Genomic DNA, 12,948 nt, shown 5'->3' on the forward strand with positions numbered 1-12,948 from the left:
ACACCACTTCGAGGGCGGGCGGTGGGCACGGGGGCGGCCGCCCCCAGGCCGGCCGTCCCCGTGAGAGCGGTGCGGACACGCCGCGGCGTCCCAACCGGCAGGGGGAGCACCGGTCGGGACGTCGACCCCTCGAAACCGGCGGGGGGTGTGGGGCACTCCGCCGGGTTACTTCACCTGTCCGCGGTCATGGGTACACCCTGCTGGGCCGAACGTGAGCGAACCTAGGATGAACCTTGAACCGGCTGTTCGAGGGGGTTGGCGTGGACTTCGGGGTGCTCGGCGGTGTCCGGGCCCGCGTCGGCGGCGCCGACCTCGACATCGGCCACACCCGTCGGCGCGGCGTGCTGGCGGCGTTGCTGCTGGAAGCCGGTCGGCCGGTGCCCGCCGAACGGCTCGTCGACCGCGTCTGGGGTGGTCAGCCGCCGTTGCGGGCGAAGGAAACCCTGTACGGGTACGTGTCCAAGCTGCGGTCGGCCGGGATCGACATCCAGCGCGGGCCGGGCGGCTACCTGCTGGAGACCGACCGGATCGACCTGGTCGAGTTCCGCGCCCTGGCCAAGCGCGCGCGCACCGCGCCGGACCACCAGGCCGCCGAGCTGTACGACCAGGCGTTGCGGCTGTGGCGCGGCGAGGCGTTGGAAGGGCTGGACTCGCCGTGGTTCGCCCAGGTCAGGGAGTCGTTGCAGGCCGAACGGGCAGCCGTCGAGCTCGACCGCAACGACGTGGCGATCCGGCTCGGCGACCACGCCGCCCTGCTGCCCGCCCTGCGTGACGCCACGCAGGCGCACCCGCTGGACGAACGCCTCGCCGGCCAGTTGATGCTCGCCCTGCACCGCAGTGGCCGGTCCTCAGAGGCGTTGCAGCACTACGACGCGTTGCGCCGCACGCTCGCCGACGAGCTGGGCACCGACCCCGGAACGCCGCTGCAAGACCTCTACCTGCGACTCCTAGGTCAGCAGGCACCGCCGGCGACCACCAAGGCCGTGCCGCGGCAGCTCCCCGCGCCGCAACGCTGGTTCACCGGCCGCGAGAAGGAGATCGCCGACCTCACCGAACCGTCGTCCACCGTCGTCATCACCGCGATCGGCGGCGCGGGCGGCATCGGCAAGACCGCCCTCGCGCTGCACTGGGCGCACCAGCACGTGGACGACTTCCCGGACGGCCAGCTCTACGTCAACCTGCGCGGCTTCGACCCGGTCGGCGACCCCGTCACGCCCCAGAACGCGCTGCGCGGCTTCCTCGAAGCCCTCGGCGTCGACGACCCGCCGGCCGACCTCGACGCGCAGGCCGCCCTCTACCGCAGCCTGGTCGCGGACAAGCGGATGCTCGTCGTGCTGGACAACGCCCGCGACACCACCCAGGTCACGCCCCTGCTGCCCGGCGGCGCGCGCTGCACCGCCCTGATCACCAGCCGCGTGCAGCTGCTCGGCCTGCTCACCGCGCACGGCGCGCGTTCGGTCGCGCTGGACGTCCTGGACGAGCACGAGTCCCGCGCGTTCCTGGTCTCCCGCCTCGGCGCGGAACGGGTCGAGGCCGAGCCGGACGTCACCCGCGAGCTGCTGGAGCTGTGCGGCGGCCTGCCGTTGGCGCTGAGCATCATCGCGGCCCGTGCGGTGACCCAGCCGGACCTGCCGCTGTCCGCGCTCACCGAGGAGCTGAAGGAGCAGCGCCTCGACGCGCTGGACGACCTCAGCGCCGACCTGCGCACGGTGTTCGCCTGCTCGTTAAGGGTCCTCACCCCCGAGGCGACGGAGCTGTTCGGGCTGATCGGCCTGACCTCCGCGCCGGACCTGAGCCTCAAGGCGATCACGGCCCTCACCGGCCGCGCCGACACGCGCCGCCTGCTCAGGGAGCTCGAAACGGCCCACCTCGTCCAGCAGCACCGGGTCGGCCGCTACCGCATGCACGACCTCGTGCGCCTCTACGCCGCCGAGGTCGCGCCCGCGCACGCCGACGCCAACCTCCGGGCGTTCATCGGCTACTTCGCCGCGACCGCGCACGACGGCGACCGGCTCATCGAGCCGCACCGCCCGCCGATCCCGGCTCCGCCGGGCGACCCGGTGCCGCCGGCGGACGTCACGGCCGCGCTGGACTGGTTCGACGCCGAGTACGAGTCGCTGCTCGCCGCCCAGCGCCTGGCCGCCGGGCACCGCTGGCACGACCTCGCCTGGCACCTGGCGTGGGCGCTCACGAACTACCACCTGCGCCGCGGCCACGCGGCCGAGGACATCGCGGTGTGGGGCGCCGCGCTGGTCGCCGCCGACGCCCTGCAGGACCGGTTCAAGCAGGTCTCGGCGCACAAGTTCCTCGGCATGGCGTTGACCGACGTCGGCCGCTACGACGAGGGCGACCACCACCTGCGGCAGGCGTTGGAGCTGGTGGAGGACGACTACGGCAAGGCCGCCGCCCACCGCGCCATGGCGTGGGCGTTGGAACGGCGGGGCGACGTCGCCGGGGCGTTGGAGCACGCGCTGGCGCAGTTGGCGCTGTTCCGCGCGCTCGGCCTCCCGATCCGCGTCGCCGAGGCGCTCAACGACGTCGGCTACCGGATGGCGAAGCTCGGCGACCACGTCGGAGCCGAGGCGCACTGCCGGGAAGCGCTGGCGCTCAACGAGGAACTCGGTCACGTCGAAGGCGAAGCGGCCACTTCGGACAGCCTCGGCTACATCGCCCACCACCACGGGCGCGACGCCGACGCCGTGGAGCACTACCGGCACGCGCTGAAGCTCTACCGGCAGCTGGACAACTCCTACGAGGAGGCCAGCGTCCTGCGGCACTTCGGCGACGTGCTCGCCGCCGTGGGCCGGCACGGCGAAGCGCGCGACGCACGGCAACGAGCCCTCACCCTCTTCCGCGCCCAGGGCCGCGTCGAGGACGCCGACGAAGTCCGGGCGTTGCTGACCTGATCGCCACCGCGCCACCCGATCGTGTGCTCCTGGTTCGATCGCCGGCGGCGTCGGCAGGCCGACCATACGATTCTGCGATGTCCAATGGGAGCGGTGCGCCACTGCAGATCCCTCCCGGGTACGACCTCGGCCTCGCCCGGACGTGCTCGTTCGTCGTCAACGTCGCCTGCGACATGTGCGAGCAGTGGAAGGCGGCCGGCTGCCCGCCCAACGGCTTCTTCCAGTGGCAGCCCGCGGACACGTGCCCCGTCACCAACTCGGTGTTCGACGTCGGCGACTTCACCTTCTCCGGCCCGATCTGGAGCAACTTCATCCTGGACGCCGCGGTGGTCAGCGAGCCGTTCGGCGTCCTGGCCCGCAGCACGAGCGATCCGCAGACCCTCCACCTCGCCTTCCGCGGCTCGCAGACGGACGCCGACACGCGGATGGACCTCCAGGTCGAGCTGGTGGACTACCCGCCGCCCACGACGCCGACCGTCGGCGGCGTCAAGGTGGAGCGCGGGTTCTACGGCGTGTTCAGCGGGATCGACCGAGGATTCCTGGACCGGTTGTTCCTGACCGCTTCGGCCGCCGGCACCCGCCTGATCGTGAGCGGGCACAGCCTCGGTTCGGCCCTGGCCACCCTGGCCGTGCCGCTGGCCCGCGCCAACGGGATCACCGGCGCGAACACCCTCCACTACAACCAGGCCAGCCCCCGGGTCGGTGACCGGGGGTTCCAGAGCTACTACGACAGCCTGGACGTGACGACGTTCCGGCTGGTGAACACCTACGACGTCGTGCCGAAGTCACCGCCGCCGCCCTACGTGGCCGTCGGTGTGGAGGCACCCTTCGGCGCCGACTACGGCTCCGAGGCGGAACGCCACAACCCGTGCTGCTCCTACTCCTACGCCCTGTTCAACCCCACCGCGCCGGTCAACCCGGGGATGGGCGCGTGCATGGCCGCGTCGAAACCCGAGCTGCACGTCCCCTGATGCCGCTCAGCGCGGCCTGCCCGCCGCCAGCGCCACGACCCCCGCCACGGCCACCGCCGCCGACACCGCGACACCCGCGCGGAACCCGGCGTCACCGCCGCCCGCCAGTCCCGCCGCCAGCGCCGCCACCGCGGGCCCCACCGTGCTGCCGACCATCCGCGCGGTGGCGCTCAGCCCGCCCGCCGCACCGGCCATCCCCTCCGGCGCACCGGACATGACCAGGGTGTTCATCGCCGTGTTGAACAAGCCCTGCCCCACACCCAGCAGCGCCAGCCGCCAGCACAGGTCCGGCAACGACGTCACCGGCAGCACGAGCAGCCCCAGCGCGAACGCGCTCAGCACCGTCCCGCCCATCGCCACCAGCCACGGCCCGTACCGGTCGCTCAGCGAACCCGACACCAGCGCGAGCCCGGCCACCCCCGCCACGAACACCAGCAGCGCCACCCCGACGTCCTCCGGCGAGCCGCCCAGCACGTCCGTCACCTGGTAGGGCACCAGGAAGAACATCACCCCGGCCAACGTCGACACCAACGACAACGTCAGCAGCGGCAGCCCGAACAACCTCCGCCGGACCAACGTGAGCACCGGGCGCGAGCCTGGTAGCCGCGCCCACCACACCGCGAGCACCACGGCCACCCCGAGCAGCCACGCCAGGTCCTCGAACGCCAGCAGCACCGACGTGATCGCGCCACCCAGCAGCACCGCTTCCAGCACCAACCGCCCGTCCGGCCGGGGCAGCCCCCGCCCGTCCGGCCGCAGCGACCGCCACCCCAGCCACAACGCGACCACCAACACCGGCAGCTTCATCAGGAACACCGAGCGCCACCCGAACGCGCCCGCCACCAACCCGCCCAGCGGCGCGCCGGCCAGCCCGCCGATCGTCATGATCGTGATCACGTACCCGATCGCCCGCCCGCGCTGCTCCGGCGCCACCGCCGCGACCACGATCGGCATGTACCCGGCCAGCACCAGCGACCCGGCCACACCCTGCAGCACCCGTCCCACCACCAACACCCAGAACGACGGCGCGACCGCCGTGAGCACGCTCGCCACCGCCACACCGGCCAGCGCCAGCAGGAACGCCGACCGCACGTCCGCCCGGTCCACCCACCGCCCGGCCGGGATCGCGATCGCCGCCATCGGCAGCGTGTAGGCCAGCAGCACCCACGCCGTGGCCGCCGGTCCGATGTCCAGCTCGCCGCCCAGGCTGGGCAGCACCACCGCCGCCACCGTCATCTCGGTGGTGACCACCAGCATCGCCATCGCCAACGCCACCACCGGCGCCCACCGCGTCCCGACCCGCACGTCCTGTGTCATGGCGCCGAAGCTACGGCCGCGTGCCGCCCCGCCGAATCAGTCAGGTGACCGGTCGACCGACGCACCGCGACCCGCCGGTGGACGACCAGTCAGGTGACAGATGCCCGCGCCCTTCCCCCGCTCCTAGCGTCGACACCGACACGACCGAGGGAAGGAACACCCGTGATCAAGCTAGCGATCATCGTCGGCAGCACCCGGCGCGGCAGGTTCGCGCCGGTGGTGGCGAACTGGTTCGCCGACCGGGCCAAGCAGCGCGACGACCTGAGCGTGGACGTGCTCGACCTCGACGACCTCGACCTGCCGGACCGGCTGCACGGCTTCGGCGAGGACCCGGCGCCGGAGGTCGCGCTGGTCTCGCCGCGCCTGCGCGACGCGGACGCGTTCATCGTCGTCACGCCCGAGTACAACCACAGCTTCCCCGCGCCGCTGAAGAGCGCCATCGACTGGCACTTCACCGAGTGGCAGGCCAAGCCGGTCGGGTTCGTCTCCTACGGCGGCGTCGGCGGCGGGTTGCGGGCGGTCGAGCAGTTGCGGCAGGTCTTCGCCGAGCTGCACGCGGTCACCGTGCGGGACACCGTCAGCTTCCACGGCGCGTGGTCGCGGTTCGACGACGCGGGCGCGCCGGTCGACGCCGACGCGGTGAACAAGGCCGCCACCGCCGTGCTCGACCAGGTCGTCTGGTGGGGGACGGCGCTCAAGGAGGCCCGCGCCAAGCGGCCTTACGAGGCCTGACGTGCGGGCCGTGCGGCTGCACGCGTTCGGCTCGGCCCTGCGGTGCGAGGAGGTCGGCGACCCGGCGCCGGGGCCGGGCCAGGTGCGGATCGCGGTGCGCGCGGCGGGCGTGCACCTGGTGGACGGGGTGATCCGGCGTGGCCGGGAGGACTGCGTGCCGCTGCCGGAGCTGCCCGCGGTGCTGGGGTCCGAGGTGGCCGGCGTGGTGGACGCGGTCGGCCGCGACGTGGACGAGGCGTGGCTGGGGGAGCGGGTGGTGACGCAGCTCGGCCTCGCCGGCGGTGGGTACGCCGAGCTGGTGGTGCGGGAGGTGGGCGCGCTGCACGTGGTTCCCGACGGGCTCGACTTCCCGGCGGCCGTGGCGATGATCTGCACCGGGAGCACGGCGCTGGGCGTGCTGGACGCGGCGGCCCCGGCCCCGGGCGACGTGGTGGTCGTGACGGCCGCCGCCGGGGGGATCGGGACCGTGCTGGTGCAGGGCGCGACCCGGGCCGGTGCGCTGGTGGTGGGCCTGGCGGGTGGTGAGGAGAAGCGGCGGGCGGCGTTGCGGGCGGGTGCGGCGGTGTCCGTCGACTACCTGGTGGAGGGGTGGCGGGAGCAGGTGTGCGCTCGACTCGGTGGACGGGAGGTGACGGCGGTGCTGGACGGTGTCGGGGGTGCGCTGGGGCGTGGTGCGGTCGACCTGCTCGCGCCGGGTGGGCGGGTCGTGATGTTCGGGTCGTCGTCCGGCGAGCTGGTGCACCTGACCTCGGCGGACCTGTTCGCCCGCGCGCTGACCGCGACCGTCGCCGTCGGACCGCAGGTGGCGAAGCGGTCGGGCGGGCTGCGCGCTCTGGAGGCACGTGCCCTGGCCGCCGCCGCGACCCACCGGCTGACCCCGTTCGTCCAACCGTTCCCGCTGGCCGAGGCCGGGCGGGCGCACGAGGCGATGGAGAGCAGGCGCACAGTGGGCAAGGTCGTGCTGCTCCCGGACGCCGGCTAGGGTCGGGGACATGCTGCACGGGAGGTCCGCCGAACTGGCCGTGGTGGACGACCTGTTGTCCGCCGCCCGCGCCGGGCGCAGCGGCGTGCTCGTGGTGCGCGGCGAGGCGGGCATCGGCAAGTCCGCCCTGCTGTCGCACGCCGCCACCCGCGCAACTTCGCCGACCTCGGATTCGCCCGCCCCGGGCTCGCCTGCCCCGGGCTCGCCCGCCCCGGAATTGTCGTACCCCTTTGGCACAATGAAAGCAGGGGACCCCCTGGCGGGTACCCCTGCGCAGCAATCGCCCGGCCCAGCCGGCGGCAACCACGGCCCTGCCGGCAACCACGCTCCTGCCGGCAACCACGCTCCTGCCGGCGGCAACCACGCTCCTGCCGGTGCCGACCGAGCCTCGGCCGGTGCCGGGTTCCTGGTCCTGCGCGGCACGGCGGTGGAGTCCGAGTCCGTGGTGCCGTTCGCCGGCCTCAACCTCCTCCTCGGCACCGTCGTGGACCGGGTCGACACCCTGCCGCCCAACCAGGCCACCGCCCTGCGCGCCGCCCTCGGCCTCGCCCCGCCCGAAGGCGGCGACCACCACCTCGTCGGTCTGGCCGTCCTCACCCTCCTCGCCGACCTCGCCGACCGGCGCCCCGTCCTCTGCCTCGTCGACGACGCGCACTGGCTGGACCAAGGCTCGGCCCAAGCGCTCGTCTTCGCCGCGCGCCGCCTCCAGGCCGAGGGCATCGCGATGATCTTCGCCGCCCGCGACCTGCACGCACCCCCGTTCCCCGCACCGGGCCTGCCCGAGCTGCGCCTCACCGGCCTCACCCCGGAGCACTCCGCCGCCCTCCTCGAGGAACACGCCGCCGACCTGCCCCGCTACGTCCGCGACCAGATCGCCGACGAAGCGCGCGGCAACCCGTTGGCGCTGCTGGAACTCCCCGCCGCCCAGCGCGAGGGCCACCTGCCCGCCGCCCACGCCTACCGCGTCGCCGCCCTGCCGACCCACAGCCGCATCCAGCAGACGTTCGCCGACCGCATCGGCACCCTCCCCGAACGCACCCGCACCCTCCTCCTGGTCGCCGCCGCCGACGACACCGGCGACCCGGCCGTGGTGTTCGAGGCCGCGGGCCTGCTCGGCGCGTCCGTCGACGACCTCGAAGCCGCCGAACGACGCCAACTCCTGCGCTCCGACGACGGCCGGCTCACCTTCCGCCACCCCCTGATCCGCGCCGCCGCCTACCAGAGCGCACCGCTCAAGCACCGCCTCACCGTCCACAAAGCACTCGCCGACGTGCTGGACGACGCCCACCGCAGCGCCTGGCACCTGGCCGCCGCCACCACCGCGCCCGACGAGCACGTCGCCCAAGCCCTCGCCCGCACCGCCGAGGACGCCCGCAACCGGGGCGGCTACGTCGCCGTCGCCGCCGCCTACCACCGCGCCGCCGAACTCACCCCGGACCCCACCGAACGCGGCCACCGGCTGGCGGCGGCAGCGGGCGCGGCCGGCGCGGCGGGCCAGTTCGACCGCGCGGTCGCGCTCGCCGACCAGGCGTGGGACCTCGTCACCGACACGCTGGACGGCGCACGCGTGGCGCGCATCCAGGCGAGGTTGGCCGCCGAGCAGGGACGTCCGGCGCAGGCCGCGGCGCAACTCGCCCGCGCCGTCACGTGCGCCCGGCACTCCGATCCGGAGCTGGCGGGGGAGATGCTGTTCCACGCGGCCAACAACGCGTGGGCCGGCCGCGACTTCGACGCCCTCGCGGACATCGTGGCGCGCGCCGACGGCCTGCCCGGCGCCGACGACACCCGCGGCGTCGCCAAAGCCGCCTTCGGCCTGGAAGGCGAGGACGTCCCCGGCGGCATGGCCGCGCTGCGCGGGCTCCTCGGCTCCCGGTACGTCGGTGGCCCCGGCAACGCGGTCACCGCCTGGTGGAACCTCGTCCTCGGCGACGACCAAGCCGCCTACGCCTGGGCGTTCGACCTGGAACGCCAGTCCCGCGCCCAAGGCGCCCTCGGCGTGCTGCCCCGCGCCCTCGCCTACCTGGCCCGCGGCCGCCTGCACCTCGGCCGGCACCGCGACGCGCGGGCCACCGCCGAAGAAGGGCTGCGCATCGCCGCGGACATCGGCCAGGAGTTCAGCGTCGGCTACCTGGCCGCCGTGCTCGCCGAGCTGGCCGCCATCGAGGGTGACGAGGCCAGGTGCGAGGAGCTGGTGGCGACGTTGGTCGGCGGCGCGCCCCAGTCCGTGCGGGCGGCGTGCGCGTCGGCGTTGCTGGACCTGGGCCTGGGCCGGCACGAGGCCGTGCTGGACCGGTTGGCCGACGTCGCCGCGGGCGCGCACCGGCTCTACTCCGTCACCAGCCTGCCCGACCTGGTGGAAGCGTCCGCCCGGCTGGGCAAGCCGCACGCCGACGCCGCCCGCTGGTACGACGAGTGGGCGTCGAGCACCGGCCGACCGTGGGCCCTCGCCGTCTCCGCGCGCTGCCGCGCCCTGCTCACCAACGACGAGCAGTGGTACGCGAAGGCCGTCGACCTGCACCGCGTCGACGACAGCCGCCCGTTCGAACGCGCCCGCACCGAGCTGCTGTACGGGGAGTGGCTGCGCCGGGCCCGCCGCAAGGCCGACGCCCGCACGCACCTGCGGTCGGCGTCGGAGGTGTTCGAACGCCTCGGCGCGACACCGTGGGCCGCCCGCGCCCGCACCGAGCTGCGGGCCACCGGCGAGAGCCGCGCCGTGCCGGGGCCGGACCCGCTCAGCGCCCTCACCCCGCAGGAGCTGCAGGTCGTGCGGCTGGCCGCCGAGGGCCTGAGCAACCGGGACATCGGCGCGCAGCTGTTCCTGAGCCCGCGCACGGTCGGCTACCACCTCTACAAGGCCTACCCGAAGCTCGGCGTCGCGTCGCGGGTGGAGCTCGGCAGGCTCGCCCTCGCGTAGCCGACCGGTGTCGCCGACTGGTCTAGACCCATTGACATCTCCTCCCGGGCGTACGCACGCTTGACGGCAGCCGGCCGCCGCCTTGCCCTAGGAGGACCCACGGTGACACTCCCAGCGAGGACGGCACGAGCGCTCGCCGTCCTGGTGATGGTGTTCGGCGCGATCGCCGTCTGGAACACCGACACCACCACGGCCTCGGCCGCCGAACCCCTCAACGGCCTCGTCCCCGCGCCCGTCTCGGTGCAGCCCGCCGCCGGCGTCACGCACGCGATCACGGCCGACACCCGCATCCACACCACGGCCGCCGCGCACGGCGTCGGCGACCACCTGGCCGCCCTGCTCCGCCCGTCGACCGGCTACGCCCTGCCCGTCACGGACACCACCGGCGTCCCGGCCGACGGCATCGCGCTGCTCATCGGCGGCGCGCCCGCGTCCGTCGGCGACCAGGGCTACCAGCTCACCGTGACGTCCGCGTCCGTGCAGCTGCGGGCCAACACGCCCGCGGGCCTGTTCGCGGGCGTGCAGACGTTGCGCCAACTCCTGCCCGCCAAGGTCGAGAGCCGGACCGCGCAGGCGGGCCCGTGGACCGTGCCGGGCGCGACGATCACCGACTACCCGCGCTTCGCCCACCGGGGCGCGATGCTGGACGTGGCGCGGCACTTCCACCCCGTCGCCACGGTCAAGCGCTACCTCGACCAGCTCGCCCTCTACAAGGTGAACTACTTCCACCTGCACCTCACCGACGACCAGGGCTGGCGCATCGTCGTCGACAGCTGGCCGCGGCTGGCCACGCACGGCGGCAGCACGCAGGTCGGCGGCGGACCGGGCGGGTACTACACCAAGGCGCAGTACCAGGAGATCGTCGCGTACGCCGCCGCCCGGCACATCACCGTCGTGCCCGAGGTCGACCTGCCCGGCCACACCAACGCGGCGCTGGCCTCCTACGCCGAGCTGAACTGCAACGGCGTCGCGCCCGCGTTGCGCACGGACATCGCGGTCGGCTACTCGTCGCTCTGCGTGTCCAAGGAGATCACCTACGCGTTCGTGGAAGACGTAATCCGCGAGATCGCCGCGCTGACGCCCGGCCCGTACTTCCACATCGGCGGCGACGAGGCGAACGCGACCACCGACCAGGAGTACCAGGCGTTCATGAACCGGGTGCTGCCGCTGGTCGGCAAGTACGGCAAGAAGGCCATGGGCTGGCACGAGTTCGTCAAGACGACCGCGGACACCGGCGCGGTCGCGCAGTACTGGGGCACGACGACGTCCAACGCCGTCGTCCAGAACGCCGCCGCGCGTGGGCAGAAGATCGTGATGTCGCCCGCGAACAAGGCGTACCTGGACATGAAGTACCACTCCGGCACGCCCCTCGGCCTGAGCTGGGCCGGTTACGTCGAAGTCCGCGACGCCTACGACTGGAACCCCGGCACGCACGTCAGCGGCGTCCCGGAGTCCGCCGTCCGCGGCGTGGAAGCTCCACTGTGGACGGAGACGGTCGTGACACCGGCCCACGTCGACTTCATGGCGTTCCCACGCCTGTCCGCGATCGCCGAACTGGCCTGGTCACCGTGGGCGACCCACAACTGGGACGCGTTCCGCCGGCGCCTCGGCGCCCAGGCGCCGCGATGGGCCGCGATGGGCATCGACTTCTACCGCTCGCCCCAGGTCCCGTGGGCCGACAACGGCACCACCACCACGACAACCACGACCACCACCCAACCGTCCGGCACCTGGGCCCCGAACCGCGCGTACGCAGTGGGTGCCCAGGTCACCTACAACGGCGTCGCCTACCAGTGCCGCCAGTCGCACACCTCGCTACCCGGCTGGGAACCACCGAACGTCCCCGCCCTCTGGCAACGCCTCTGACGCCTGCCCTGGACGTTCAACTCACCGGTCCCGCGCGTCGAACACCCGGGCACCCCGAGTTGAACGTTCAGGGCACGACGCGGGCGGCGGAGACCGGGCGTTCCGACACCGCGAACGTCCGCGCGGACGACGTGTTCACGCTCCAGCGGTACCGGCTGAACTCGCCGGTCACGTCGGACGCGTAGAACATCATGTGCCCGTAGCCCGCACCGTCCGTCGAGGCGGTGGCGTTGAAGATCCGGTTGTCCGGGAACCGGGAGTAGTTGCCCACCCCGTACACGCCGTGCGGCTCGGACGTGCAGTCCACGACCTCCACCGCGTACTGCGTCTCACCGCGGAAGTTCAGGCCGCGGGTCGGCGCGGTGTAGACGCCCTTCACCGAGCGCACCATCACCACGTGCCCGGTGTTGGTGTCCTGGTCGTTGCGGTAGTCGACGGCGATCAGGTCACCCGGACGAAGGTCCGCCACCCTGGTGACGCGCTCGAAGTGCGGGATCTCCCGCTCCGCGAACGCCGCCCGGTAGTCGCGCGCGAACGGGCTCGCCACGCCGAAGTGGGCGCTGAAGAACCCCGGGGTCGCCCACTTGTACGTGCGCTTCAGCACGGCGGTCAGGAACGACGCGCACTGGCTCTGGTTGACCCACCCGGACGCGTCGCCGGGCGAGCCCCACCGGACCACGTTCGGCTGGTCCGGCTCCTTGTAGGTGTTGTTGGCCAACGGGCACGTCGGCAACGACAGGTAGCCGACCAGTTGCTCGGCTTCCAGCAGGTGCGGTGTGGACGGCCGGTGTGGACGCGGCGTCCGGGCCGACGCGGCGGTCGTCCCGAGGGTCGCGGTCGCCGGTGCGGCGACGGCGGTTCCCCCGGAGAACGATCTGCGCGACAGGTCCATCGTGCGACTCCCCCTTCGATGCGGGCCCGCATACCGTAGTCGAAGGGGGTGGGCCGCACGTGGCGGTTTCAGCGCGCGTAGACCAGCAGGACGGTGGTCAGCACGGTGCACAGGGCGAGCATCGCGGCGATCCCGGTCATCGCCGCACCGGCCGACAGCAGGACCCGGGTGAGCATGCCGAGCACCCGGCGCAGGAGCTTGGCCAGTCCCATGACCAGCGCCATCGCGCCGATCATGATCACCACCACGAGCGGCGTCCACTCGGTGGCCTCGGAAGTTTGAGCTAACGCGGTGAGCATGTTCATGATGACCCCCGGATGGCTTCCTGGGTGAACTTCACCTCTACTCACTGAAGTTGACTGAACCTC

9 protein-coding genes are annotated in these 12,948 nt (G+C 73.4%); 6 read left to right on the forward strand and 3 right to left on the reverse strand.

Going from position 1 to position 12,948, the window contains the following annotated elements; translation table 11 throughout:
• Positions 1-233 precede the first annotated feature (233 nt).
• Together ABTZ99_RS15800 and ABTZ99_RS15805 are read left to right on the forward strand one after the other, a co-directional pair.
• Positions 234-2,906, forward strand: coding sequence for an AfsR/SARP family transcriptional regulator (locus ABTZ99_RS15800; RefSeq protein ID WP_498779926.1), 2,673 nt, complete (start codon positions 234-236; stop codon positions 2,904-2,906).
• 77 nt (positions 2,907-2,983) lie between these two features.
• Entirely contained in the window at positions 2,984-3,877 is an 894-nt protein-coding gene (locus ABTZ99_RS15805) for a lipase family protein (RefSeq protein ID WP_499611906.1), read from the forward strand.
• A gap of 6 nt (positions 3,878-3,883) precedes the next feature.
• Here the strand turns inward: ABTZ99_RS15805 and ABTZ99_RS15810 are convergent, their stop codons facing one another.
• Entirely contained in the window at positions 3,884-5,194 is a 1,311-nt protein-coding gene (locus ABTZ99_RS15810) for an MFS transporter (protein WP_499611908.1), read from the reverse strand.
• Positions 5,195-5,356: 162 nt separating this feature from the next.
• On the opposite strand from ABTZ99_RS15810, the gene ABTZ99_RS15815 reads away from it, so the two are divergent.
• The 4 genes from ABTZ99_RS15815 (at position 5,357) to ABTZ99_RS15830 (ending at position 11,688) form a co-directional block, all read left to right on the forward strand.
• On the forward strand, positions 5,357-5,926 hold the full coding sequence (locus ABTZ99_RS15815; protein ID WP_498779931.1) for an NADPH-dependent FMN reductase: 570 nt from the start codon (positions 5,357-5,359) through the stop codon (positions 5,924-5,926).
• Position 5,927: 1 nt separating this feature from the next.
• Positions 5,928-6,908, forward strand: coding sequence for a zinc-binding dehydrogenase (locus tag ABTZ99_RS15820; protein WP_499611910.1), 981 nt, complete (start codon positions 5,928-5,930; stop codon positions 6,906-6,908).
• Positions 6,909-6,918: 10 nt separating this feature from the next.
• Positions 6,919-9,822, forward strand: a complete 2,904-nt coding sequence (locus ABTZ99_RS15825; RefSeq protein WP_499611912.1) for a LuxR C-terminal-related transcriptional regulator — start codon at positions 6,919-6,921, stop codon at positions 9,820-9,822.
• A gap of 147 nt (positions 9,823-9,969) precedes the next feature.
• A complete protein-coding gene (locus ABTZ99_RS15830; protein WP_499611980.1) occupies positions 9,970-11,688 on the forward strand; it encodes a family 20 glycosylhydrolase in 1,719 nt (572 codons plus the stop codon).
• Between the two features lie 67 nt (positions 11,689-11,755).
• On the opposite strand, the gene ABTZ99_RS15835 is transcribed toward ABTZ99_RS15830, so the two are convergent.
• A complete protein-coding gene (locus ABTZ99_RS15835; protein ID WP_498779937.1) occupies positions 11,756-12,580 on the reverse strand; it encodes a hypothetical protein in 825 nt (274 codons plus the stop codon).
• Positions 12,581-12,648: 68 nt separating this feature from the next.
• Positions 12,649-12,885 (reverse strand): hypothetical protein, encoded by a 237-nt coding sequence (locus tag ABTZ99_RS15840; RefSeq protein ID WP_499611914.1) that lies wholly within the window; start codon positions 12,883-12,885, stop codon positions 12,649-12,651.
• Positions 12,886-12,948: the final 63 nt, after the last annotated feature.

Origin of the sequence: Actinosynnema sp. NPDC002837 (assembly GCF_040295345.1) — a bacterium.
Taxonomy (GTDB): Bacteria; Actinomycetota; Actinomycetes; order Mycobacteriales; family Pseudonocardiaceae; genus Actinosynnema.